This window comes from Nostoc sp. 'Lobaria pulmonaria (5183) cyanobiont' (assembly GCF_002949795.1).
Lineage (GTDB): Bacteria > Cyanobacteriota > Cyanobacteriia > Cyanobacteriales > Nostocaceae > Nostoc.
Genome location: NZ_CP026692.1, coordinates 2240324 through 2265793 on the forward strand (window position 1 = coordinate 2240324; position 25470 = coordinate 2265793).

Genomic DNA, 25470 nt, shown 5'->3' on the forward strand with positions numbered 1-25470 from the left:
TGTCATATCGGCTGTTTTCGGAAATCTTCTATGCCGCAAGTAAAATCTTTATAAGTCGCAAATATCTGAATGGTATTACAACTTAGCGGTGATGAAATTCAACTTCGGTTTCCAGAATCTTAATATCATAGTTACCAAAGAAATCATGCCCTAATAAGCCGATGCTGGCTTTTGGTGCGATCGCTACTTGAAGATTATTGGCTGTAACTCCACCTACTGCAATAGATTTTACCTTACTGGTTGGGAATTCTACTTCACTACCATCAGCAATTTGGGCTTGCATTGTACCTGTAGCCTGGAGTTTAAGTGTATTCGCCATATCTTGAGTGATAATGGTTCCACTAGCACCTGTATCTACAATCATTTCAAAAGTTTTTTTGTCGTTGAAGGTGACATCAATCACAGGAGTTCCACCAAAACGACGTTTGATTGAGACTCGAAAAACTCTGTTGTCTGAAGGTACGGCTATGATATTGCCACAAATTCCTCCCAATTCAACGGTTTTACCAGAGGAAGTTATCATGTAACACGCTCCTGGATCGTCTGCTGTTGCTTGATGAGAGAATGCTAAAAATATCAGCGTCGGCATTAGTGTAATCGCAGCTAGTTTAACGGTCGTAATCCAACGCCTCCAAGCATTCTTCATGTTATACTGCTCTCCAATTTTTGTGATTACTCTTAATAGCTAAACTCATCATGGCGGCTGTAAAACATTAAAAGCACAGTTTTCTAATATAAAAACTCAGTTTTTCTTAATTAACAAATAAACATTCAAATTCTCTCTGTTGAAAACGAGATACTTTTAACCAATTATTGTAATTTTAAATTAGCTAATAATTTTTTTTATGTAATATGTCTCAATCAAGATGAAATTGCATTTTACTCAATACATCTTACCGATAATTACTTATTGATAAATTAAAGATTAGGTAAAGACACGATAAAAATACTTAGAGCAAATTCAATCCAACATACTAAGAAGTTGATAAGAGAGATTTGTTAGCTTACTCAAAGCTTGCTGCTGCATTTACAGCAGTTGCGATCGCATTAAATTTGGATTGGCTGAATCAATGCGTTCTTGTCCCTCGTAAAAAGTATCAACTGATGCCGTAATTCCAATGTAATGTTCAACTTTTAATTCTCGTGCAGCTTTAACTAAAGCGACTGTCAGAAAAGGATTGGCTGCGGCTGGATACTCCACAGGTGCAATGTCATAAGCTGCACCTTGGCGACATAATGCTGCACTGCTAATAACAACACTACCGACTGGTATATAAGATTGAATCGCTCCACAAGTTCCAATGCGAATAATTTGCCTAATTCCTAGCTTATCCGAAGTTTCGCCTATAGGTAAAATCTGGGACACGCACAGAGCTAATACTGATAAAATTTTCCATTATTACGCTAAAGCAGATGAACATTGCTTTCAGCTATATGCTTGTCGAGTGAGAATATGTTCCGAGTTGCTGAAGTTTCAATTAGTGCCAGACGAATCGGAAGGTATTCTCAAGTTAAAGTTATCAGATGCCCGATTCTGTAGGGTTCGTCACTGTCCGGTTTGTCAGTGGCGGCGATCGCTCATGTGGAAAGCAAGAGCTTATAAAATTCTCCCACAGGTTGTCACTGATTACCCCAAGTACCGTTGGCTATTTGTTACTTTGACTGTAAGGAATTGCCAGATTGAGGAACTTAGAGAAAACTTGGATTCGATGAATAAAGCTTTTAAGCGATTCACTGAATTGAAAATATGGCCTGCGAAAGGTTGGGTGAAGTCCACAGAAGTTACTAAAGGTAGAGATGGAGTCTCAGCACATCCGCATTTACATATTTTGGCAATGGTGCCGCCTTCGTATTTCAGTCATGGCTATCTTTCTCATGCCAAATGGGTAGCGTTGTGGCAGCAGTGCTTACGAATTGATTACCAGCCAATTATTCATACTAGCGCGATTGCAAAGCATCATAACCCGTCATTACTTATCCCAGAAATTCTCAAGTATCAGGTGAAAGTGTCAGATTTGGTAAGTGATAGAGAATGGTTTTTAGAGTTAACCCGTCAGCTACATAAAAGTAGAGCGATCGCTGTTGGGGGTATACTCAGGCAATATATGCGCGAATTAGAGGAAAAAAACCAAGACCTCATTAATGAAAGTGAAGAGACAGATGAGGTGAATGGGGAAAGTTTGTTTTTCCGATGGGAGCGCAAGTTACAAAGATTTAAGATTTATCTAGAAGTGTTTACTGTCATCTTTTCGATTTAGTTACAACGCAGATATGCCCTTTGAAGAATATTCTTAGTAAGATACCTCAACCCATTGAAGAAGTAGTGATTTACTTTAGTCCAGAACTTCTGGATGTCAAAGATGTGCAAGTATTCACCCATACTTTTGATGAAACTGTGCTGATGGTTCGCGGTAAATTTGCAGCAGAGGGCGAAAAATTTATGCTGCCCCGTTCTGCAAGGTGTTTAGTTAATCAAAAACAATTAAATTATAATAGAACTGAGAGTTTGATCATCAGGACTGCTTTATGATGTATCAAACCGACCTGCCGCGATGGATAATAACTATTTAGCATAAGTCACCGCGACGTTTCCAGATAAACTGCTGTCTGCAATGCGCTATAGTTTGGTGGACATCTTGAAGAACATGCGGAGATTTTATCATGACGGCTGCCACCACGTCCCAGGTTCCTGTTGAAGCCTCAATCCGTCCGGCAGAACCCTGTGTGCTCGTTATCTTTGGAGCAGCAGGAGATTTAACCAAGCGTCTGCTACTTCCCGCCCTCTACAACCTCAAACAAAGCAATTTACTACCGCAAGAATTTGCGATCGTTGGAATTGCACACACTTCAATGAGTCAGGACGATTTTCGTAGCAAACTCGCCCAAGACATTCATGAATTCGCAACGGTTCCCGTAGACGAGAAGCTCTGGCAACCGCTTGAGCAGCAACTCTACTATCTTGCTGGTGAGTTTCAAGAGGCTGACACTTACCATCAGTTGCAAGACTTACTCACTCAAATCGATCGAGACTGTGGCACTCAGGGAAACTATTTGTTCTACCTGGCAACTGGCTCTAACTTCTTTTGCGACATCATTACGCAGCTTGGTGCGGCAGGATTAGTCCGCGAAGAGAGCGATCGCTGGCGGCGAGTTATCATCGAGAAACCCTTTGGGCATGACTTGGACTCGGCTCGTGCCCTGAATAAATCCATTGGTGCTGTCCTTCAGGAAAAACAGATTTACCGCATCGATCACTACCTGGGCAAAGAGACTGTACAAAACATTTTGGTGTTTCGGTTTGGTAATGGCTTGTTTGAACCGATTTGGAATCGCGAACATATCGATCACGTCCAGATTACCGTAGCCGAAACGGTTGGAGTCGAAGGCAGAGGCAACTTCTATGAAGGTACAGGCGCAGTGCGGGACATGGTGCAAAACCATCTGTTTCAACTGCTGGCAATGACGGCGATGGAACCGCCAGTCTCGTTTTCAGCCGATGAGGTGCGTGATGAAAAGTCAAAACTATTGAAGTCCATAGTTCCGCTCACTGCTGAAACTGTGCAAACTCATACTGTACGCGGACAATATGGTGCGGCAACGGTGAAGGATACCCAAGTGGCTGCTTATCGCTCAGAGCCACGAGTTGCATCAGACTCTACCACTGAAACTTATGCTGCCTTAAAGCTGAACATCGACAACTGGCGCTGGGCAGGGGTGCCGTTTTATCTACGAACGGGCAAGCATTTGGCTAAACGTGTGACTGAAATTGCAATTCAGTTTAAGCAAGTACCTTCACTATTATTTCGCCAAACCTCGATTGAGCGTCTCACGCCTAATTTCTTGACTATCCGCATTCAACCAGAGGAAGGAATTCACCTCCAATTTGGTGCAAAGGTGCCTGGCCCCGCGATGGCAATGGATGCGGTGGAAATGGACTTTTGCTACACTGACTACTTTGGCAAGATCCAGAGTACTGGCTATGAAACCTTGCTATACGACTGCATGATCGGTGATGCGACTTTGTTTCAGCGATCGGACAACGTAGAACTCGGCTGGAGCGTCGTTACCCCCATTCTGGAGGCTTGGGCAACCACGCCACCTGAAAACTTTCCCAACTATGCAGCAGGCTCGTGGGGGCCATTGGCAGCAGATGATTTGTTGGTGCGCGATGGTCGGCAGTGGCACAGGATTGACTGATAGTCTAAACATACACTTATGTGCTAAATCTCTTAACATCAAGTTTTCACACAATTGAGGTGACATCAGATGCCAGATATTATAGATACTGCAATTAATGCAGGTTCTTTCAACACCTTAGTAACAGCTATTACTACCGCTGGTCTTGATACTGCACTTAAAGGAGATGGGCCATTTACTGTCTTTGCCCCAACAGACGAAGCCTTTTCCAAGCTCCCATCAGGAGCCGTAGAAGAACTCCTAGAGGATGTCATTAAGTTAAGAGAGGTTTTAGAGTACCATGTGGTTTCTGGCAAGATTAATGCAAGTGAACTAAATCAGTCGCAAAAGCTAACAACAACCCAGGGAAAAGATATCAATGTTAGTAATGGGAATAATGTTAAGGTGAATGATGCTTACATTGTGACTTTGGATGTGGAAGCTGACAATGGTGTTATCCATGTTATTGATAATGTGTTATTCCCTGATTAACTTTGTTCAAATACTTGCTTTGATTGAAATTTGTAATTCCAATCAAAGCAAGTATTTAATTTCTTGCCTTTGTTGGTAATCAAAACCACCTAAAATGCTTATTCAGATTGAGTAGTTAATGTTGTATATCTGTTGCTGATAATTGGATTTAAATAGTGAAATATTTCCACTGAATCGTCAATAGATATACCAACATATTTATATCACTCATACCAATTTGCTTTCTAAGTCATAACTTTCACTGTGGGGGAGTAGGCAGTGGGGAGTAGGCAGTGGGGAGTAGGGAAGATAAATTTATAAATTACACTTTTGGATGCAAATTGGTATCAGTATTCACCGCCCCTTTTGCTGAACTGTTGGGAGCAAATACTCAAACCCGGATTTCTCACCAGGATTTTCCAAAAGTTTCTGAAACCTAAATTAACGGTAGAATAAGGCGCTCAACACTCTGTCAAAATTCCTGGTTGGTCAAAAACCTCCGAAATATAATCTAGATAAATGTTGTGAGGAGTGCGATCGCTCAACCAATTAACTCTCTCAATCTTTTAAACAGTAAATACGTACTAGTGTAAAGAGGTAAATTATCCCGTAATAATAAAAAATTGACAAGTTCATCAAAGGATTATTCATTGCAATCCCAGTTTACATCCTGTAAATTTTAAAACCGTAGGAAATATTCCCGTTAAGTTTTTAGTTCCACAATATTTGAATCGTCTCTTATATAAAATAACTTATAAAATTCACACCAATTAAGAGACTTATGGAAGAATAGTATATTTAAGAAAATTGAATATTAGGCTTTTGTAAAAATAAATAATTTTTGAAGGTGGAGGTTTTCAATGGTATTCCGTTCATTCAACATATGGTTGGTTCCACTAGTTTTCACTTCAATTAATATTTGCCTAGATACAGCGATAGCAACAGCACAGACCATATATCCATTTAATGGCAACTATCACACTACTGTTAACATTCAGCCCATCTCAGGCAATATTTCACAGGTATCTGAGATAGGTGTGAGTGATGACGCTCCGTATGATTTAGGACTATACAAGGGTTTGACATACTCAGTGATTGATGCCAAGGGAAATCTTACTTTTAATAACAATCCACAAGTGTTTGGTGTCCAAGGTTTTCCATTAGGCTACATCGTTTTTGGTAGTGGTACTAACAAGTTGTTTGGAACTAGTGATGCCAGTGCTGAAGTTAATTTTGATAATATGACAGCAAAAGGTTCTGGCATTGTGAATATCACTGGCGGTGAAGGCATATTCAAAAACGCTACAAGCACACTATTGTTCTCCGAAGAGGACACAGTTAATCTGGGATCAATTATTACCTTAAATGGTCTGGCTTCAGTAAAGGGTTCTATCGAGGTGGGCCAGGAAGTCCCAGAACCAACAACTATGACGCCACTGGTTGGTATAAGTTTAGCTGGAATTGGTTTTTTTGTGCATCGATCCCGGATTTCTCAGAAAGCCTAAAAAAATCGGGGTCAAAAACTGCAAAAATGTATATTGCGCAAATGTTCCAGCAGTTTAAAGCATGACCCCGATAGCATCAGATTGTATACGGAACAGTTCAAATTTGAACAAGTAAATTCAGTGAAATTCATAGTTAATTTCATTAGTGAGCCAGTAATATAAGATCCAGGTTTAGCCTTAATTGCGGAACTAGACAGAAAAAGAGGAATTCAGCGATCGCTCCAATAGCACAGGCATAATTGGTAAAATTCAGGGTGAAAGCACATTCAGAACACCCTTCATAAAGCCGGACTAATTGATAGAGTAGACTTTATAGGCGTAGCTGGCAGCAGCAAGCTACGCAATCCAATTTCTTTGTGTAATATTTTGTTAGTAACAAGTAATTTGCTGGATTTGATTCAGCAATGCCTGCCGTTGAGATTTATTTCTCCCGTCTCTTCTGTTTAACTGCATAGCCGTAGGGCAAAGACCAGTTCGGTTCCTCATCCAAGCTGCAACGGGCACGAATCGACCAATATGGATCGCGGAGCATTTCTCGACCGACGAGAACCAAATCTGCACATCCACGAGTAATTACTTGGTTGGCATACTCAGCCTCCTTTATCATCCCTACAGCCCCTGTCCTAATCCCAGCCTCTTCTCGGATTTTGGCAGCAAAAGGCACTTGATAACCTGTCTGTACGGGAATCCTGGCATGAGGGACTAAGCCTCCTGTGGAAACATCGATCAAATCAACGCCTAATTCCTTTAGTTCACGGGATAATATAACTGACTGCTCGATATCCCAACCTCCCTCTACCCAGTCGGTAGCAGAGAGGCGGACAAAAAGCGGCATCCTGCTTGGCAGAATCTCTCGGATTCGTCTTGTCACCTCCAGTAATAAACGCATTCGGTTCTCCAACGAACCTCCATAACGATCTGTTCGTTGATTACTTAGTGGCGAAAGAAAAGAATGCAGTAAGTATCCATGAGCCGAGTGGATTTCGATAATCTGAAAGCCCGCTTCAAGGGCACGCCCGGCTGTGGCAACAAAGGCTTGAATCACCTCTTCAATCCCAGCCTCATCGAGGGGTATGGGAACGGGGCCGCCCTCTTGAAACGGAATTGGGCTTGCCGCGATTACCGGCCAAGCCCCTTGTTCAGGTGTTAACGGTGTACCACCCAGCCACGGAACATTGCAACTCGCCTTCCGGCCAGCATGAGCTAATTGAATCCCTGCGATCGCTCCTTGTTGGTGAAGGAAGCGCACAATCCGAGCTAGTGGCTCGATTTGCATATCGTCCCAAAGACCGAGATCGCCGGGGGTGATTCGTCCTTGGGATGTTACGGCTGTCGCTTCCACTACAATCAGCCCAGTACCTCCAACAGCCCGACTCCCCAAATGGACAAAGTGCCAATCATTTGCGACTCCATTCTCTGCTGAATATTGACACATTGGTGACATCGCTATGCGATCGGGCAGGGTGATATCTCGAATTTTCAGTGGACTAAACAAGTCCACTTCTGGTACATCCGAGTCGTGCAAACTCGTTGATTGACAGCCAGGGGAATCTATGAATTTTAATTCTGTCTGGGCTGGGGATGATGGCAAGGTAGTTAAGTTCTCTGTAGTCATGCTGTTACTTTTCCGTGGTTTGTGGACTAACACCCAGTGTCCGAGTTAGCTCGTCGAAATCGATTCTGGATAAGTTTCAGATATTGGGTGTCTGATGTTTTGTCGCTTACCAAACGATTTTTAACTAATCGCCATAATTCCCCATCCCTCTATAGGGTGGGGATATAAGGAACTTCCAAATAAAAAAACATACTATTGCAGAGGAACAAGGTAAAATTTTCTCCCCTGCCTCCCTTCCTTGCCTCCCTTATAACCCTGCAAACCACTCATAGCCTTGATCTTCCCAATAGCCTTTAATAGGTAACAAATTACTGACAAAGGTAATTTGAGTTACCCACTTGCTTTGCTTATAGCCCAGTTTAATTGGGGATGCTAGACGCATGGGCGCACCATTATCAGCCGATAAAGGTTGTCCATTCTTTTCATAAGCCATGAGAGTTTGCGGATGCACAGCAGAGGCAATATCCCAGCTTTCATAGTAGCCATCAGCAGATTTGAAGTAGACATAGCGGACGTTTGATTTCGGCTGTACCAGCGCTACTAAGTCTCGCAATCGCACGCCTCCCCATTGAACGATCGCAGCCCAGCCTTCAACACAGACATGGCGAATTACCATTGAAGTTAAGGGAAGTTTTTGAATATCTGCCATGCTCAATTGCATCGCATTATTGACCTCACCATCAATCTTCAGGCGAAATTGCGCCGGATCAATTTGCGGGGTGAAGTCAAAGGTATTAATCAACAATTTACCTGCTTCTATGGCATTGACAGGAAATTCCGGTACAGGTTTTTGACTTAGCAGGAGTGCTTCAAGACGTTCATTCAGTGGCTCAGATATTTGCCGCAGATTATCTGAGAACAAATTTGTCCCACAGCCACCTAAAAGGAAGCTTACCCCTGAAAGTCCAGATAGTTGCAGTAACCGACGACGGGATAAGGTACGTTTGGGAAGAATCAGACTCATAAAACCTCTACAGAAACATAGATTTCACTAAACGGATGCTTCCTACCTTCAGAGCAAGTAAGGAATGAGCAATTGTAAACAGTATGACAGTGGGAACAGTGATAAAGTGAACAGTGCGTAGAGTTTGCCAACTACCAAACAGCCCGGAAATCCAATGCAGTTGGGCAGGTTTGTACATCGCCAGACCGCTCAAAATTGCCAGCAGTAGCACTGGAATGATAGCAGTATAAACTAGCCGATGCCATGCGTAGTTTTTGCGCTTTGGGTTCTGGCTGACTTGCAATGCTTTTAAGTCACCGCGATCGGCAAACCGACGTTGCCAACGACGAGTTATAAAGATATAAAGTCCATACCAAAGTAAGTTTAGCGAAAACAGCCACATAGCAGCAAAATGCCAGTTTCTGCCACCTGCTAGCCAGCCTCCTAGCAACAGAAAGTCAGGAAAATGCCAACCTTCACGCCCTCCAAATACCGGATTAGCATTATAGATTTCCAGTCCGCTACCGATCATCAAGATGAGACTGATGATATTAATCCAGTGAAAGGTTTTTGATAAGAAAGTCTGATTTGGTGTTGAGCGGATTTTACGTTTAGATGAGGTCATACCAATTTTGGATTTTAGATTGTTCCCAGTCAGACTTTTGGATTTGAGATTTTTATATTATTCCCAGGTAGACTTTTGGATTGGGTCTTCTAATCCAAAATCTAAAATTGGCACGTCTCACAGAGGTTGAGTGGGAAAGAACGGAGCCAGCCAAAGTTGTATCTTGACATCCCAACCCAGAAGAATCGCTATTGCTGTAGCCACGATCGCCACGCCACCAATCCGTTGCAAAGCTGCACTATGGAAGCGGATATTGAGGATTCGTTGGCTGAGTAATCGCCCACCGTAGGCGATCGCCAACAGAGGCAAACCTGCTCCGATTCCATAAGCAACCAGTAGCCAAAATGCACTTGTGACTTGATGATTAACTGCTGCTAGTACTAAAATTCCTCCCAAAATCGGCCCAGCACAGGGAGTCCACAAAAGCCCCAATTGAGTCCCTAACCAAAACTCTCCCATGAGTCCGATTCGTGTAGGTTTTTTAGCCCACTTGCCAACTGGAATATAACTAAATATTCGGTAACTACAGGTGGGGAAAATTGCCAGTAATCCCAAAAATAAAAGCAGTGCGATCGCTCCGTTGCGTAATAAATTAATCACGCCTGTAAACCAGTTTGCTGTTACACCTAGCAAACTACCTGCTAGTGCAAAACCAGCGATTAATCCTGCTATCAGTGCTACTGGACCGTAAGTATGCGATCGGAGTGTAGACGCAGAGCGACTTGTCGTTAGCGATCGCCCCAATAGCACAGGTAAAATTGGTAAAACACAGGGCGAAAGCACATTCAAAACTCCCCCCAATAAAGCCAGACTGATTGATAAAGTAGAAGTCGCGATCATTCCTTCTACCCCAATAGCTGACGAATAGTTTGCTCTATTTTTTCGTATGCCCCTTCACCAATATGGTCATATTGCAACAAACCCTGACGGTCAGCTAAAAACAGATGGGGCCAATACTGATTTTCGTAAGCATTCCAAGTTTTATATTCGTTATCAACTGGAACCGGATAGGTAATTTGGTGTTGTTGTAAGGCCTTTTTAATGTTGTTCGTATCTCGCTCAAAAGCAAACTCTGGTGTGTGGATGCCAATCACCTTGAGTCCCTGCGACTCATACTGTCGATGCCATCTAGTGATGTAGGGCAGTGTACGCTGGCAGTTAATACAAGCAAAAGTCCAAAACTGTATCAGCACAACACTACCTTTGAGGTCAGCTATTGACAAAGGTGTAGAATTAAGCCACTGACTTATCCCTTGAAACTCTGGCAAACTCTTGCCTGCGGGAGTTTTCACGGCAATAGCTTCCAAGTTTTGCGTATTATTACTTTTTGCAGGAGAGATAGAAGGGGCATTCACTTTTCTGAAGTTGGAAAATGTTGTGGCTGCACCGATTCCAACAACCCCTAACCCAAGATAAAAAAGTAACTGACGCCGATGGAGCAGATTGTGATTCATCAGAATTTCTCCTGTTGATGTCAAAGCACCAAAGTATAGGGATTGGAATTAGGATTTTCTTGGTTTACCAGTCCCTAGTACCCAGTAGAAGAAAAGTGAGATGCAAAGCTAGTTGTGGCTAAGGCTTGGTGGAAGCAGGCGATTGCTTCATTGCATCACCAGCTTTATCTTTACCCATTGCATCTTTGCCCATTGCAGCGCCAGCTTTATCTTTACCCATCGCATCTTTGCCCATTGCATCACCAGCTTTATCTTTACCCATCGCATCTTTGCCCATTGCATCACCAGCTTTGTCTTTACCCATCGCATCTTTGCCCATTGCATCACCAGCTTTGTCTTTGCTCATAGCAGGAGAGGCTTCAGGAGCAATTTGATTCTTGCTTGCAGGACTGCTAGAGCAAGCAGTGAGACTGGTAGTTAAAATCAAACCAGCAATTAAAGAAAGTGTTTTCCAGTTCATAGTCTTTTTTTGTCCTTTGGATAGTTCTTTTTGTATTGATTGATCGGAGGAAACTAAGCTACAAGCAGATTCATAAAGGCTATTGGGGTAAAGAAGATGCTTATCTTGTAGAGAACTCATCAGATTCTTGCTACTGCGTAGCTTGCCGCCGTAGGCATCGCATCTACATTGAAATCAAATAAAACCTTCGGTTCTAACACTACTGATGTTTGAGTTATCCCGAACATCCAAAGTATCTCTGTTAGGACTGAAGCCTATCTGAAACGAAGCCATAATTTTCATAAATTTATCCCTTGAGAAAATTTAGTTAATTCTCAGCTTTTTCTCAGGTATTTATGGTAATCAAAGCCACGGCCTAAGTTAAGCATTTTCTTAGCTAAACCTCATTAATGCTGCAAGTTAAATGTTTGACTAATTCAACGATTAAAACAAAGGTAAAACTTGATATTTCGCATTTATCTGCCTTGCGATCGTGAACCTAAAGATTGTAAGTTAGTTACATACATAAAAATTCCCACGTATTTCTTTTATCTTAGTACTATTTTTTACTTAATTTATGTGGACTACGGGTATTGAATTTGTCTTAACCGCTATTTTAAAAATATAAAAAAGCTTGATTAGCTACAACTTTCAAAGATGTCAAACAACAAAGAATTTTCATCCGAAAAAAGCTCTTCCGTTAAAAATGTCTTGATTATAGGTGCAACCGGCTATATTGGCGGAGCGCTGTGCCGTAAGTTTTCTCAGACACAAGATTTTGCCGTATTAGCACTTGTGCGTTCGAGTAGTGATATTGAGGGTATCAAGCCTTTCTGCAAGGAAATAATCCGCTCTCAAGAGGTAGAAATTTCCAGTAATGATGTTGCACAAGCAATTCGCAATCATGATATTACAACGGTAATTAATGTAGCGTGGCACATGCCTCCAGAATCAACCAAAGAAGCTCAATTTGCCAAAGACCGTATAGCATTAGAAGCCGCTTTACACGGTGCTAAGGCAGTTTCACCAGATATTCATGTAATTACAACCAGTGGGAATTTCTCTTTGATTACCGCCAATGGAGGACAAATAACAGAAATACCTCCGCCAAAAGGTTATACACGGCCTGAATATTTAGTATGTCTTGACTTACTAGTAGGTGTAAATGTATTGAAAGATGGGCTAATAGAAGAATATATTAGCAATGGAGGTAACGCCTCGATTGTCTATCCTTCATCAGTGTATGGTTCAGCACCAACTCGTGGCAGTTTCTGGGATTTTGCAATTCAGCAGTTCATTACAGGGAAACCACACCAAGGCTATCAGCCATTTCCACAAGATTTTATGACGGCGTGGATTCATGTTGAAGATTTAGCAGATTGCTACATTGCTGTAACGCGATTTGGCTCCAAAGGAGGATATTACCTTGCTGCGCCTGAAAATTTTAGTATTAGCCAGGTGTCAAAAATGTTTGCCCAGGCTGCTCAGGTAGAATTTCTGGCACCAGTCTTTGAAAACAAAGACAAAGTTATATTTGATGATTCTCATACTAAAGAACTACTTCAACTTCAATGGAAGTATAAAGTGGCTGATGAAGTGAAAGGTTGGGTAGAGAGAATAAAAGAGTTAGGAACTTATTTTTTAGAGTAAATAAGGGTTAAAAGTTAAGTAACTGCTGTGAATATTTGTGCAAATCTGATTATCACATCAGCGCTAACTAGCAATTCGGGTGGGCACTGATTACCCACCCTCACACTCTAACTTGCTACTGCCTCAGCAGGGGCTGCCTCAGCAGCGGCTACAGGTGAATAAACACTAACTTTTTTACGAGTTTTGCCCTTTCTCTCAAACGTCACAACACCGTCGATTAAGGCAAACAATGTGTCATCGCTACCAATACCGACATTGTTACCAGGGTGGAATTTAGTACCACGCTGACGCACGAGAATGTTTCCTGCACGTACAACTTGACCGCCATAACGCTTGACACCCAGACGTTGGGCATTAGAATCACGACCGTTGCGTGTGCTACCTGTTCCTTTCTTATGAGCCATAATTTCCTCTTGTGTATCTACTTCTTTTATTATTCAGCAGCGGTTTCAACTTCTTCAGCAGCAGTGTCATCTACAACGGGGGTTTCCTTCTCCGCTTCTCCTTGAACAGCAAACACTGCACCGTTAAGGGTAATGGAGTCAATCATAAGTCTGGTAATTTCCTGACGATGCCCCCGCTTTTTGCGGGTTTTCTTTTTCGGCTTCATTTTGTATACCAGAACTTTACGACCTCTGTAATGTCGCATTACAGTCCCTTCTACAGTCGCACCTGTTACTAGTGGCTGTCCAATAGTGACTTCGCCATCGTGCTGCACGAGTAATACGGAATCTATCGTAACTTTTTCATCGGGTTCGATCGCAAGCAGTTCAATATCATAAAACCGCCCTGGCTCTACTCGTATTTGTTTGCCGCCAGTTTCAATAATCGCGTAGGTCATGGAATTGTCCTTGAGGTTGCCGTACAGGTAGCTGGTTTTTATCTCCTATAGAGATGCTTTTGCCAGCCTTTGTAATATGTCTACCTGATCCGAGCAGGAATTAGACAGACAATCTAACATAATATTTTATTAACATACGTCAAGTCAAGCTCTAAGAGGATTTTTGGGTTTGGCATTGCTGTCTGGTCAGCCTGAAAATGAAAAATCAGCTAATTATTCTGTGCGATCGCTCATTTTCCCAGAGTGGGGAGGAATTAGGCAACTGTCGTCATGAGCGAGCATAGACATCGCCCACTCACACGAATGTAAATTGTATTTACAAGAAGTCAGAACAAATACTTTTTAGATAAAAATTGCTACTATCTTAGGGCTGAATCTACTAAAAATTAACATTAGTTAGTATTAGCTTAAAAGTTATATTTTGTTATCAAAATCAACACATTTTTCTTCTTTGTTTTAATATCAAATATAAGGTGTCTCATCTAGAAATTCTTTACAAAAGTTAGTGAATCCTCAAAAGTTAAACTATCACGTTCAAACCTGATATTTCAAACAGGAGATTGATTGTCATGACACAGCAAAATGCTGCCCGACTTTTTCAAGCGGTAAAACAAGATCAAGCTTTACAGCAAAGACTCAAAGCAACAGCCGATCCAGAAGCCTTCATCAAAATTGCTCAAGAGCGTGGCTATGATTTCAACGCCGAAGAACTGGACAGTGAAATCAGCAAATTATCTGAAGAAGATTTAGCCGCAATTGTTAATCCAGGATGGGGGAATAGACGCCACATTTATCCTAGATAATTCCTGTTCTAGGAAACCGAAAGTATAGGAACAACTGAATTGACAAGTTTTGCTACTCAAGGGGATACCGTTGCATCATATCCTTTAAGGGCATTCCTGTTAGACCAAGGCTCAGATCCCTGATTTCTTTGAGAAGTCGGGGATTTTATTTTTATTGTTCGCAAATGATTCCTTTCTCTATTCTCCGTCTCGCCACCTACTTGACTGATGAGTTAGGATGACTATATTTTAATCAGGTGATATGAAAAGAATAGAAGTTGAGCAAAGAACTATTTTAATTGGTTTGGCTGGTAGCCACGGCTATGGTTTAAATCGTCCTGATTCCGACTTTGATTATCGGGGAGTATTTATTGCACCCAAAAGGTACTATTTGGGATTTGATCGGATAGAACAAAAAGATAGTGGTTGGGATGAACCAGGAATATTTCCATTCATTGATGGTAACAAAGACACAGTTATATATGAATTAAGAAAAATCCTCCAGTTATTAGCTGGCGCAAATCCCAATGTTTTAGAATTGCTTTGGTTGAATAACTATCCTTTTTTAAGCGCAGTCGGACAGCATTTAATCGATCGTAAACAGTTATTTTTGAGCAAAAAGGTAAAACATACTTACACTGGTTATGCCTTTGCCCAAATCAAAAAGATGGAAACTCATCGTAAGTGGTTGTTAAAGCCACCGCAAAAAAAACCGATACCATCTGACTTCGCCATAGAAGACGAAGCGCCTCTGAGCAAAGATGAGTTAAATGCTTTTCTAGAATATCTTTATAACTTAATCAGAGGACGGATTGAATTTTTGGAAGAAGCGGAACAATTATATCAATTGCTGACAGCAGATATTGATTTTAAAGGAGTCTTAAAACAATATACTTTACCCGATGAAACTTTGAAATATACCCAAAAGTTAACCAATAGCCGTAAAGACTTTATCCGTCTGCTTCAGAAAAGCCAAAGCTATCAAATAGCTTTAAGAGAATGGAAGGCTTACTTATCTTGGCAGGAGAATAGAAATCCAGCTAGAGCAGAAATGGAAAGAAAGTCGGGTTTTGACCTTAAACATGGAATGCACTGCATTAGATTGTTACGCAGTGGAGTAGAAATATTGCGGCAAGGTGAAGTGATTGTAGATAGGAGAATAGCTGGTGATGTTGAAGATTTAAAAGCTATTTTAAGGGGTGAGTATTCTTATGAACAGGTGATGAAAATGGCAGAAGATTTAGTCGCCGAAATGGAAATTGTTTGCGAACAATCTGCCCTACCTCATAAACCTGATTTGGAACAAATTAATGAGTTGTGTATGGAACTGGTGGAAATGCAAAAATGGAATCATTAGTCATTGGTGCTTACAACTAACAAAGGACAAATGACAAAGGACAAATCAAAAATGACCAATTTTAAAGAGTGTACATTAAGTCAGCAAAGCCATAGAGGCTGATGATGAGTAATAGGGATGCTGTTAGTTGAGTAATTCGTCTCTGGGGTGAGGGGGCGATCGCTTCCCGCACTAAGATAGAAATAGATGCCCCAACAACTAAGCTCAAGCCTAAGATTAAATAGGGTCTGTCGTCAGGTAAAATACTGGCTATTGCCAACATAGCGATCGCTAATAAGAGCATCAATAATTCTACAAACCTGGGCGGGTTGTATTGGCTAGATAAAACAAAGCTGTTAAACCAAAAAGACCAAATTCTCATAGTTAGTGTTGAATTTTGAGTGAGGAATTAAAGTTGTTAGTTGTGAGTTATATACTTAGTGCTAAGTGCTGAGTGAGAAATTAAAGTTGTCAGTTATAAAGCAGCTTTTCATTCAAAACTCTTAACTCTTAACTCTTCACCAGAGGCGGAGCGTTTCCGGCTCCGCTCTTAACTTTTAACCCCTAGCCCCTAACTTTTGACCTGTGCCGTTTTTTTGTGCAGTATCACTTTCTGGTAGTTCGACGCCAAAGACACGGCTAAAAACTTTGGCGACTTTGTAGCCAGAATCAATCGATTCTAAAGGGTCTTTCCGCAGTCTGTGACGCAAGCATAGCGTAATTACACGATGGATATCATCAACTGTAACTTCAGCCCGTCCTTCATAAGCTGTTAAGGCTTTGGCGGCGCGGTTACTAACAATGTCACCCCGCAAACCATCCACATCCAATTCTGAACAGACTTCAGAAATTTTCACCCGCAGATCGTAGTCAATTTTCACTTCTGGCAAAAGCTCTTGAGCATTGACAATTTGCTGTTGTAATGCTTCTTGCTGGGGTTTGTAGTTTTCGAGAAATACTGGCGGATTTTGGTCAAAATCCGCCCGTTGTTCCACTATTTGCACCCGCAAAGCTGGTTCTTTGACTGTGTGAATTTCTGCGTGCATCCCAAAGCGATCGAGTAATTGGGGGCGTAGTTCGCCTTCTTCGGGGTTCCCAGAACCGACAAGCACAAAACGTGCAGGGTGACGGATAGAAATACCTTCTCGTTCTACAGTGTTCCATCCACTGGCAGCAGAGTCGAGTAACACATCTACAAGGTGGTCATCTAGTAAGTTGACTTCATCCACATAGAGAATGCCTCGGTTAGCCTTTGCTAGCAGTCCCGGTTCAAAAGCTTTGACACCTTCAGATAAAGCTTTCTCGATGTCGATTGTGCCACAAACTCGGTCTTCTGTAGCTCCTAGCGGCAGGTCTACCATTTGGACTTTTTTGTGAGCTACGGGAATTTCCGCCCCTTGTTCTAAAAGTTGGCGGACTTCATCGCTCATCAAGTCGGGGTCGCTAGGATCGCTACTGAAGGGGTCATTAGCAACCACAGAAATTTCTGGTAGCAGATCCGCCAGCGCCCGGATAGTTGTGGATTTCCCGGTGCCGCGATCGCCCATAATCATTACACCCCCAATTTTGGGGTCAATCACGTTCAATAGCAGCGCCAGTTTCATTTCTTCCTGGCCGACAATTGCCGTAAAAGGAAATACTATGCGACGCGCACTTGCCGTGGATTGAGCAGTTGGACTCACTAAATTACCTTAACAATATTTTTCTTATTACAGTTCTTTATTGTGACACAGGTGGGGTGTGGGGGAATGTGAAGATCGGGGGGCAGGGGAGCAGGGAAGCAGGGGAGGAGTTGCAGTAAGTTTTACCCCTGCGCACCTTTGCACCTCTGCCTCTTGTGTCCAATGCCCCATTTCCCATACCAAATACCTATTGGGCACAAATGCCTACTAGCTGCGTCAACTATAACTATCTTAATTTGTCTGTTTTAGTTTCTTGGTGCAAAAGTTCCATAAGTAAGGAACAAACAACTACCAACTAATCAATCCTGTAGTAAGCATAAATACTTGTAAACTATATGGTTAGTAGATTCAATTTTAAAAACTAGCAATGGCGTGTGTGGGTAGCTAATGCATCATTCAAATCCATGAAATCACTTTTTATTGTTCAAAGTTGGCGGCGTAGATGCACAGCAGCTTGTCGTCAGACATCGCTCAAGTATCTTTTTCCGATTCTCATTTTAATATCCTTTATTACAGTATTACTGGTAGACAGTTTCACCCCTGCCATCGCACAGATACCCCGTCAGGAAATTCGCGGGGTTTGGATGACCACTAATGATTTTGACACCCTCAAGAATCGAGACAAAGTACAGGATGCAGTGAGTCAACTGCGGCGGATGAACTTCAATACAATCTATCCTGTGGTGTGGAATTCTGGCTATGTGATGTATCCCAGTGCCCTAGCACAAAGTGCAGGTATTCAACCTTTTGTCTACAAAGGTTCAGATGGACATGATATTCTTGCAGACCTGATTAACCAAGCCCATCATCAAGGATTGCTAGTGATTCCCTGGTTTGAGTTTGGTTTTATGGCTCCCCCAACCTCAGAATTAGCACTAAATTACCCGAATTGGTTTACACAAAAGCGGGATGGTAGCCAAACTTCAAACAGTGCGGCTGGTGAGGTGATGTGGCTCAATCCGTTCCTTCCACAAGTGCAAGAGTTTATCACCAATCTAGTGCTGGAAACTGTTACTCAATATGATGCCGATGGTATTCAGTTTGACGATCACATGAGTTTGCCTCACGAGTTTGGCTACGACCAATATACAGTTGCTTTGTACACCAAAGAAACAAATAATCCTCCCCCAAAAAATCCCCAAGATGCGGTATGGGTAAAGTGGCGGGCAGATAAAATTACCGCGTTCATGATAGAACTTAATCAAGCTGTGAAACAGAGAAAACCCCAGGCGATTTTCTCTGTTTCTCCTAATTACTATGATTTGGCTTACAAGTTTCACTTGCAAGATTGGCTAGGTTGGATGCGACAAAATATTGTGGACGAATTAATTGTGCAAATTTATCGTCCCGATCTAAAAAGTTTTGTGGCAAATATTTCCCGCGCAGAAATTCAAGAAGCACAACAAAAAATTCCAACTGGAGTTGGCATTATGACAGGGTTACGAAATAACCCAGTTCCTATGCAGCAAATCAAGTCTCAGGTGCGGGCCGCCCAAGAACGAGGTCTAGGCGTAACCTTCTTTTATTATGAAAGTCTTTGGAACGATGCTCTAGAATCTTTAAATGAGCGACAAGCTGGATTTGAAAATCTTTTTCCATCTCCTGCACTCCGCGCCAGAGTTGAATGAGCTTTTTGTTTAAGATGATGTTAATGAGTTCGTAGTAAGCATTTTAGTCATTATTTTCTAAGTACTAAAATGCTTACTAAAAACTCTTCATTACTAGCTTGATATAATTTCCTATTTCCCACTTCCTACTCCTAACTCAGCATGGCAATCTTCTACCGAAGTGCGTTGTCGCATGGCATTAACTAAAGCCTCGTAGCTAGACCAATTTTCTTCTAGTAGAGTTTTTGCCTGGAGGATATGAAAACGCAGTTTTTGCTGATAAACTGATTCAGAAAAGCCTAAAATTGTCAAGACTCCTATCAGCTTGCTTTTATCATCAGTTCCACCCTCAGCATTATTAAAAACCAGGGTTTCAGCAGCAATACCCGCCATCCAAACAGTGCAGTAGCGGTCTAGCATTTGGGCGCTGATTTTACCTACTTCTAGTTGAGATGCTAATTCGTTATCATCAAAGCTAACGCCGCCTTGCCCTGATTGCCCCTGTTTCCAGGCTTCCCAAGCGCTGAGTGTGTAGCCGGTAACGGGAATACCCAACAGGTAAGCAACCAAGAAATGCCCTGCTTCGTGGTGGACGATGCGATCGCGGTGTTCTTTTGAAAAACCAGCAATCCAATCTAAAAAGATAGTACCACCCTTGCCTTGCAGGCTGAAGCTATCTAATGTCGCTATGCCTAATATGGTGAAGGTAGCAACTGCTGGGACTGCCGGTGATAAGTTTAAGAATGGCCCCACCAGTACCGATAGGGTCATCAGAAAGATAGATATTGCAACTAAATTGAGGCTAGTTTGGCTCATTGAGAGTTTTCTGAGTATCTGCTTAATCTTTATTTATTATGAGGCAATGTTTACAACGGGCGTAGATGCAGCACAGCTTTTGTATCAAGCTAGTTGTAGCGATCGCCTAATTTTTTCATCTCACACCTAATTAAATTACTGGCTTAACATCAGTCTTCAGAATTTTGAAGTTTTACCCCGATTTATCGAGCCGTTACTGAATAAGTCTTTAAGCTAAGTAACTGGTTATAAGTGCTATTAATCAGTAGAAAGTGGTAAATTTTACCCACTACTGACTACTTTTTATTTGTCGCTGAAGACCCCAATAATTATGTTGATTTCTATTCAGTTACTTATCTTTATTTTTTATACACATCTTAAAGCTTATGCGAATCATACATATTTTGAACGACGTTCAAGAAATAGGTAACGGTATTGTGAATGTGGCTGTGGATCTGGCTTGTCTACAGGCAAAATCTGGTTATGAAGTCGCGGTTATTTCTGCTGGTGGGGAATACGAGGCTTTACTAGATATTTGTGGTGTCAAACATTACCAATTAGACCAAAGCAGAAAACCGATAAATACGATCAAAGCGGCTATGCGTTATCGAACGATCGCAGCTGAATTTCAACCGGATATTGTTCATGCCCACATGATGACGGGAGTAATACTAGCACGTATTTTTAAAGGAAACAAATATGCTTTAGTTTCTACAGTCCACAACGAATTTCAGCGTGCCAGCCTGCTGATGGGTTTAGCTGACAGGGTAATTGCTGTCAGTCAGGCTGTATGTGATTCTATGATTAGGCGTGGTATTCCAGAAAACAAGTTGCGGGTGGTGTGTAACGGAACTTTAGGCAGTCCCCGCACCCGACAGATACAAGATTATCAACCTTTAGCATTACAGCATCCAGCGATCGCTACTGTAGCCGGGATGTATCAACGCAAGGGAATTGCTGAGTTAATTGCTGCCTTTGAACAAATCGCCTCAGATTTTCCTCAAGCCCATCTTTATTTGGTAGGAAATGGCCCTGATAAACAGCTATTTGAGGCACAGGCACAAGCAACTTCTGTAAAAGAACGCATTCATTTTGAAGGCTTCCAACCGGAACCTCAACGCTATCTGATATCTTGTGACATCTTTGTACTAGCTTCCCACCGCGATCCTTGCCCTTTGGTACTTTCGGAAGCTAGAGAAACTGGAACTGCGATCGTCGGTACTCAAGTAGACGGGATTCCTGAAGCTTTAGACAACGGGCGAGCAGGTCTTTTGGTGCCAGCAAAAGATAGTCATGCTTTAGCTGGGGTTTTAGTGCAATTACTGAGTAATGCCGAGATGCTGGACGAGTGGAAACAGCGGGCAAAGAAAAACCTACAGAGGCTAAGTGTTGCCCGCGTTCATCAGGAAACAATGACAGTGTATCGGGAGTTAATTACAGAATGAGGGGATGGGGCAAAACAGTTCCGAGTTCCGAGTGCTGAGTCAATAAGTGAGATTCGCAACTCAGCACAGGCTCAATGTCCTGCTACCGCTAACAGCAATCCTGAAAGGCATTGGGCATTGGTGATTGTCAGTTATGTTTTACTAGTCCCCAGTCCCCTTAACAGAGCGATCGCTTTACTTTGAAAGCTACGCCTAAAGCGCCAAAGACTAGTACACCCAAAATGTTAGTTGATTCAGGAACGGCAGTATAATAAGCAGCCACCCTGATCGGCCCATCTTTATCTGTTTGCTCTGCTGGAATTGGTGGAATGATTCCAGCACCTGGCGCTAGATTAGGCAGGCTAGCGAATGGATTGTAAAACAGGGTTCCATTTGGGATGACGCCGCCACTAAAAGTGATAGTACTACCAGCAATGTTAATGTCTGTAAAAATATCCTTTAAATCGGAGTTAGTAGAGTTACCAATTTTCCCATCTCCATTAACATCTCCCCATTGCACTGGTTCATTATCAAATGGTGGAGTAGAATTCGGATTACTATAAGACAGCGTTTTTAAATCAAAGACCAAGCTGTTTATATCGTGACCAGTGGCATTTAAAAAGTTATTAGCTACATCTGGAACACCATATTCTATTACTTGCCCTGGTAGGTAATCTGTAAGGGTTCTTGGTTTTTTTGCATCGAGTATATCTTGGTTTTTAGTCGTCACAATGGGTTCTACAAAAATGACGGCTTTTGCTGGTGTCCAAGACAAAAAACTAATTCCTGCTGCTCCGAGAACAGACAAGGCTATTTTTGTGGCAATTCTAGTCATATTTGTGTCCTTTGGATATTGATTAACAGAATGCTATACCAGATGATTTAAATCAAACAGCAAAAACTCGCTTTTCAACTGCTATCTACCTGCTAGATAAATAGTGGTTAATGTGTGCTTGCTCACTGAGTTGATATTTACTCATAGGTTGATTTATAAAGCAATTCTTGTAATGCTTTATCACAATAAATAGTAATTTCACGCAATCTTTATCAAAAATCCAAATTAGAACTTCTACATTGACAGATTAGACAATATATGAATCATAAGTAATTATCCTGACTCCTAAAGAACTGTGGTTTATTTCTGTCTTAACGGGACGCTACATAGCAGGCTTGAAATGAAATGGTTATAAGATTTAGAGACTATAGCGCTTCTTGTTTGCGTGAGGTACACCCGTAGGGGCACGGCACTGCCGTGCCCCTACACCCCACGATATAATTCTTGTACCGCATCTGAATGGGAACCGCTATATGGCAAACGGCTTGCTGATTTTGAGCAAGAAATTTTAGTACGTTGTCCCCAATGCGATGCCTACGGCGGGCTGCGCCTACGCATTGCCAAGGTATTGACTGTAAACTCTGAGGAATCAAGTCTCAATTCCATCAAAAGAATTACCTGTCAGCACTGTAGCTATACAAAACAACAGTCAAAGGATGGCAATCGAAAAGCCGCATTGTTATTGTGGCAGAACAATTACAGAAATAAAAGAAATTCTCGCTATGGAATATTAGACCATTTTTTTGGCTTGCCCCTGTGGCTACAAATCTCTTGTTGCGGTCAGGTGCTATGGGCATATAATGAAGCTCATTTGAACTTCCTGGAAAGCTATGTTCAATCAAGGTTGCGAGAACGCTTGCCAGACGAATCATTAGGCTGGCACAATGGCAGCCTTGCCACTCGCCTACCGCGATGGATCAAGCTGACGCAGCATCGGGAAAAAGTTTTACAGAAAATTCAACAGTTAAAGCACAGATTATAATCAACGCTTTAATCTTGTTGATGAGCAAATTTATAACCACCCCATAAAGAAAGAGCGATCGCAACTACCAGCAAAATCGGTATGCTGTACCAAGGAAACTGAGACAAGGGTAGATGGGCAACTGCACGCAATCCAATGCTGGCGTAGGTTAGTGGCAACAGGTAAACTAGAACTTTGAGAGCCGCTGGTAATGTAGCAGGGTCAAAGAAAGTCGCTCCTAAGAACGACATGGGGATAATGATAAAATTATTGTAGAGTCCGACTGATTCGAGCGATCGCACACTCAACCCTACAATCACCCCTAATCCAGCAAATACCGCACAATTCAGCGCCACTAACAGTAAAAACAGTGGGTTGAGAAAATTCCAGTTTCCAGTCAACAGCAGCGCTACCAAAATTACAGAACCAGAAGTCATCAAACCCCGCACGACTCCCGCCAGCATTTTACCGATGTACAACGCTAAGGGATGTATAGGAGTTAACAATAGTTCCTCAAAGGTTTTGGTAAATAGTCTGTCTCCACAAATTGAAAATGTCGTTCCAGCAAAGCTAACCGTCATCGACGATAGCGCCACCATTCCCGGTAATATAAATTCCAAATAGTTGTCATAGTTACCACTAATTCCTGAACCGGGTTTGATGGAACTACCCAAACCCAAGCCAAAAGCTAAAATATATATCAGTGGCGATATTAAGCCTGATGCAGCAACTGGTAGGATTCTCACGCGTAAATCTAACCAATCTCCCCAAAAAATAGTCAGACTATCAGCTAGGAAGATTTGAAGTTGCGAAGTTTTGAACCTCTTGCCCGAAAGTAGCGCTCTTTGAGATGTCACGTGCTTTCAAATACTTGTTAAAATTTCATTAAGTGTTAATTTACATTGTTTTACAGATCAATTGCTAGGGGTAACAAAAATATCTCATGCTAAAAATTTAAAATTAACAACAAAAGTTAGATAGTTTAAGCATTCTGAACTAGATTAATTGTGAAAGATAAATTAGTTATAGCAATCCTATCTAAGTTGTGAAAAATACTTTTTTTAACGAACCGCAAAGGCGCAAAGGACGCGAAGAAGGAGATTAAGGAGAAAAAAAAGAATTTATATATGATAACAATTAAAAATATGGTATAATTATTAAACTGAATTCATAATTAGGTGGGCGTTAAAAAATACAAATAGATTAAGAAATGTAAATTCCTTAAAAGCTTATATTCAAAGCGTTTATGGTACTTTACATAAGTTTACGTGGTTTGGTTTAATTGTGCCTACCTACTTAAATTGATTGATAAAATCAAGCAACACAGAAAAACCCCAAGGTTATAACTAATAACAATTAATTAATCTTCAAATCAATATACTCACTAATTATTCAAAATGGAAAAAATAAGCGATTAGTATGGCTTGACATAAATTCAGCTATTATTTTAATTAGCCGCACAAGTTCTGGGACAACTTGTCTAATGTAGGCAAACTTTCGCCACAGTATATAATATTAAATTTTTGTCCCGATATCTAGATAAACTAGTATTTTTCTCATTTAACAAGAATATCCCAGAGAAAATCACAGGCAATTACAGTCAAGAATAGGCATACTGAAAGAGGGAGAAAACTTTAGACCACTCCCTCCCAAATCGGCGTGAAGGTGATTAAGCAACAATGAAACGTAAATCTACTGGTAGATCGGCTACTACTTCTAAACCCTCTATTTTCCAATCCCCTCTATTTAACTTCACCACCATCGCAATTATGGGAGGGGTGTTGATTTTGGGAATTGGGATTGGCATTGCTTTTAGTTCTACAACCACGTTAGCCCCATCAAATGTGGCTTCTCGTGAATTCATTGACACCAAAGCACCAAACCCTGAAATTTGTGTGCAGTACGGAGCCAGCGCGATGGTGATGGACGCTAGGCTGTTTGTCACTCTCAACCCCTTTAATGTCTATGTTGCCCAGCCAAGTATGCGTCCTGGATGTGTGATTCGACAAAATAACTGGGCGCTTTTAGAGCAACGTAAGCTGGTGACATCTGAGCAGGTAAATGAGTGCAAAAATCGCCTGAACACCTTTGGCTTTACAGGTAATTTGGACAGTGATAAACCTGATATTAGGTGTATATATCAGAATGAAGCTGCTCAAAACTTCTTCACCGCTCAACCGGGAGCAGTTGGAACACCTCAGGAAACGGATAGATTTTAGATTTTAGATTTTAGATTTGGGCATGGGGCATTGGAGAAATTCTTTCCTTGTCTACTTAATCCCCAATACCCAATCCCAGTCTCCAGTCCACAGTCCCCCACGATCGCATC

At 41.7% G+C, this 25470-nt stretch carries 26 protein-coding genes and 1 pseudogene; 12 read left to right on the forward strand and 15 right to left on the reverse strand.

Features of this window, described 5'->3' with window-relative positions:
• Positions 1–82: 82 nt before the first annotated feature.
• Positions 83–646, reverse strand: coding sequence for a retropepsin-like aspartic protease family protein (locus NLP_RS09630; protein ID WP_104906209.1), 564 nt, complete (start codon positions 644–646; stop codon positions 83–85).
• A gap of 393 nt (positions 647–1039) precedes the next feature.
• Positions 1040–1330: pseudogene (locus NLP_RS09635) on the reverse strand (nucleoside phosphorylase); the annotation flags it as partial.
• Positions 1331–1481: 151 nt separating this feature from the next.
• Here NLP_RS09635 and NLP_RS09640 point away from each other — a divergent pair.
• From NLP_RS09640 to NLP_RS09660, 5 genes are all read left to right on the forward strand, one after another.
• Positions 1482–2258, forward strand: a complete 777-nt coding sequence (locus NLP_RS09640; protein ID WP_234017263.1) for a protein rep — start codon at positions 1482–1484, stop codon at positions 2256–2258.
• Positions 2259–2278: 20 nt separating this feature from the next.
• Positions 2279–2530, forward strand: coding sequence for a hypothetical protein (locus tag NLP_RS09645; protein ID WP_199784790.1), 252 nt, complete (start codon positions 2279–2281; stop codon positions 2528–2530).
• Between the two features lie 131 nt (positions 2531–2661).
• A complete protein-coding gene (gene zwf, locus NLP_RS09650) occupies positions 2662–4197 on the forward strand; it encodes a glucose-6-phosphate dehydrogenase (protein WP_104906211.1) in 1536 nt (511 codons plus the stop codon).
• A 69-nt stretch (positions 4198–4266) separates the two neighbouring features.
• Positions 4267–4668, forward strand: coding sequence for a fasciclin domain-containing protein (locus NLP_RS09655; RefSeq protein WP_104906212.1), 402 nt, complete (start codon positions 4267–4269; stop codon positions 4666–4668).
• 839 nt (positions 4669–5507) lie between these two features.
• Complete coding sequence (locus NLP_RS09660) at positions 5508–6152, forward strand: hypothetical protein (RefSeq protein WP_104906213.1); 645 nt, start codon at positions 5508–5510, stop codon at positions 6150–6152.
• Positions 6153–6573: 421 nt separating this feature from the next.
• Here the strand turns inward: NLP_RS09660 and NLP_RS09665 are convergent, their stop codons facing one another.
• The 6 genes from NLP_RS09665 to NLP_RS09690 all read right to left on the reverse strand — a co-directional run bounded on the left by NLP_RS09665 (position 6574) and on the right by NLP_RS09690 (position 11369).
• On the reverse strand, positions 6574–7767 hold the full coding sequence (locus tag NLP_RS09665; RefSeq protein ID WP_104906214.1) for an NADH:flavin oxidoreductase/NADH oxidase: 1194 nt from the start codon (positions 7765–7767) through the stop codon (positions 6574–6576).
• Positions 7768–8014: 247 nt separating this feature from the next.
• Positions 8015–8731 carry a molybdopterin-dependent oxidoreductase gene (locus NLP_RS09670; RefSeq protein ID WP_104906215.1) on the reverse strand — a complete coding sequence of 239 codons (717 nt, stop codon included), beginning with the start codon at positions 8729–8731 and terminating at the stop codon, positions 8015–8017.
• Between the two features lie 7 nt (positions 8732–8738).
• The gene (locus NLP_RS09675) at positions 8739–9335 is read right to left on the reverse strand and encodes a cytochrome b/b6 domain-containing protein (protein WP_104906216.1); all 597 of its coding nucleotides are present in this window, start codon (positions 9333–9335) and stop codon (positions 8739–8741) included.
• A 117-nt stretch (positions 9336–9452) separates the two neighbouring features.
• Positions 9453–10175, reverse strand: coding sequence for a cytochrome c biogenesis CcdA family protein (locus tag NLP_RS09680; RefSeq protein ID WP_234017264.1), 723 nt, complete (start codon positions 10173–10175; stop codon positions 9453–9455).
• A 5-nt stretch (positions 10176–10180) separates the two neighbouring features.
• Positions 10181–10789 carry a thioredoxin family protein gene (locus NLP_RS09685; RefSeq protein WP_104906217.1) on the reverse strand — a complete coding sequence of 203 codons (609 nt, stop codon included), beginning with the start codon at positions 10787–10789 and terminating at the stop codon, positions 10181–10183.
• 118 nt (positions 10790–10907) lie between these two features.
• Complete coding sequence (locus NLP_RS09690) at positions 10908–11369, reverse strand: hypothetical protein (protein ID WP_234017265.1); 462 nt, start codon at positions 11367–11369, stop codon at positions 10908–10910.
• 516 nt (positions 11370–11885) lie between these two features.
• Between NLP_RS09690 and NLP_RS09695 the strand changes: the two genes are divergently transcribed.
• Positions 11886–12878 carry an NAD-dependent epimerase/dehydratase family protein gene (locus tag NLP_RS09695; RefSeq protein WP_104906218.1) on the forward strand — a complete coding sequence of 331 codons (993 nt, stop codon included), beginning with the start codon at positions 11886–11888 and terminating at the stop codon, positions 12876–12878.
• A 107-nt stretch (positions 12879–12985) separates the two neighbouring features.
• Here NLP_RS09695 and rpmA read toward each other — a convergent pair whose 3' ends face one another.
• Together rpmA and rplU are read right to left on the reverse strand one after the other, a co-directional pair.
• Positions 12986–13282: a 50S ribosomal protein L27 gene (gene rpmA / locus NLP_RS09700; protein ID WP_104906219.1), complete on the reverse strand. Its 297-nt coding sequence runs from the start codon at positions 13280–13282 to the stop codon at positions 12986–12988.
• 29 nt (positions 13283–13311) lie between these two features.
• Positions 13312–13719 carry a 50S ribosomal protein L21 gene (gene rplU, locus NLP_RS09705; RefSeq protein ID WP_104906220.1) on the reverse strand — a complete coding sequence of 136 codons (408 nt, stop codon included), beginning with the start codon at positions 13717–13719 and terminating at the stop codon, positions 13312–13314.
• A gap of 569 nt (positions 13720–14288) precedes the next feature.
• On the opposite strand from rplU, the gene NLP_RS09710 reads away from it, so the two are divergent.
• Positions 14289–14522: a Nif11-like leader peptide family natural product precursor gene (locus NLP_RS09710; protein ID WP_104906221.1), complete on the forward strand. Its 234-nt coding sequence runs from the start codon at positions 14289–14291 to the stop codon at positions 14520–14522.
• A 241-nt stretch (positions 14523–14763) separates the two neighbouring features.
• Positions 14764–15858 (forward strand): nucleotidyltransferase domain-containing protein, encoded by a 1095-nt coding sequence (locus NLP_RS09715; protein WP_104906222.1) that lies wholly within the window; start codon positions 14764–14766, stop codon positions 15856–15858.
• A gap of 61 nt (positions 15859–15919) precedes the next feature.
• Here NLP_RS09715 and NLP_RS09720 read toward each other — a convergent pair whose 3' ends face one another.
• On the reverse strand, positions 15920–16219 hold the full coding sequence (locus NLP_RS09720; protein WP_104906223.1) for a hypothetical protein: 300 nt from the start codon (positions 16217–16219) through the stop codon (positions 15920–15922).
• Positions 16220–16394: 175 nt separating this feature from the next.
• Complete coding sequence (gene bchI, locus NLP_RS09725; RefSeq protein ID WP_104906224.1) at positions 16395–17519, reverse strand: magnesium chelatase ATPase subunit I; 1125 nt, start codon at positions 17517–17519, stop codon at positions 16395–16397.
• Between the two features lie 404 nt (positions 17520–17923).
• Here bchI and NLP_RS09730 point away from each other — a divergent pair, with 404 nt between their 5' ends.
• The gene (locus NLP_RS09730; RefSeq protein ID WP_104906225.1) at positions 17924–19147 is read left to right on the forward strand and encodes a glycoside hydrolase family 10 protein; all 1224 of its coding nucleotides are present in this window, start codon (positions 17924–17926) and stop codon (positions 19145–19147) included.
• Positions 19148–19258: 111 nt separating this feature from the next.
• On the opposite strand, the gene NLP_RS09735 is transcribed toward NLP_RS09730, so the two are convergent.
• Positions 19259–19942 (reverse strand): ATP-dependent Zn protease, encoded by a 684-nt coding sequence (locus NLP_RS09735; protein WP_104906226.1) that lies wholly within the window; start codon positions 19940–19942, stop codon positions 19259–19261.
• A gap of 365 nt (positions 19943–20307) precedes the next feature.
• Between NLP_RS09735 and NLP_RS09740 the strand changes: the two genes are divergently transcribed.
• Complete coding sequence (locus NLP_RS09740; protein WP_104906227.1) at positions 20308–21366, forward strand: glycosyltransferase family 4 protein; 1059 nt, start codon at positions 20308–20310, stop codon at positions 21364–21366.
• 157 nt (positions 21367–21523) lie between these two features.
• Here the strand turns inward: NLP_RS09740 and NLP_RS09745 are convergent, their stop codons facing one another.
• The gene (locus NLP_RS09745; RefSeq protein ID WP_104906228.1) at positions 21524–22180 is read right to left on the reverse strand and encodes a hypothetical protein; all 657 of its coding nucleotides are present in this window, start codon (positions 22178–22180) and stop codon (positions 21524–21526) included.
• 385 nt (positions 22181–22565) lie between these two features.
• On the opposite strand from NLP_RS09745, the gene NLP_RS09750 reads away from it, so the two are divergent.
• Entirely contained in the window at positions 22566–23162 is a 597-nt protein-coding gene (locus NLP_RS09750; protein WP_104906229.1) for a hypothetical protein, read from the forward strand.
• Between the two features lie 8 nt (positions 23163–23170).
• On the opposite strand, the gene NLP_RS09755 is transcribed toward NLP_RS09750, so the two are convergent.
• Positions 23171–23998, reverse strand: a complete 828-nt coding sequence (locus NLP_RS09755) for an ABC transporter permease (RefSeq protein WP_104906230.1) — start codon at positions 23996–23998, stop codon at positions 23171–23173.
• A gap of 822 nt (positions 23999–24820) precedes the next feature.
• Here NLP_RS09755 and NLP_RS09760 point away from each other — a divergent pair.
• On the forward strand, positions 24821–25360 hold the full coding sequence (locus NLP_RS09760; RefSeq protein ID WP_104906231.1) for a DUF3172 domain-containing protein: 540 nt from the start codon (positions 24821–24823) through the stop codon (positions 25358–25360).
• Positions 25361–25470 lie beyond the last annotated feature (110 nt).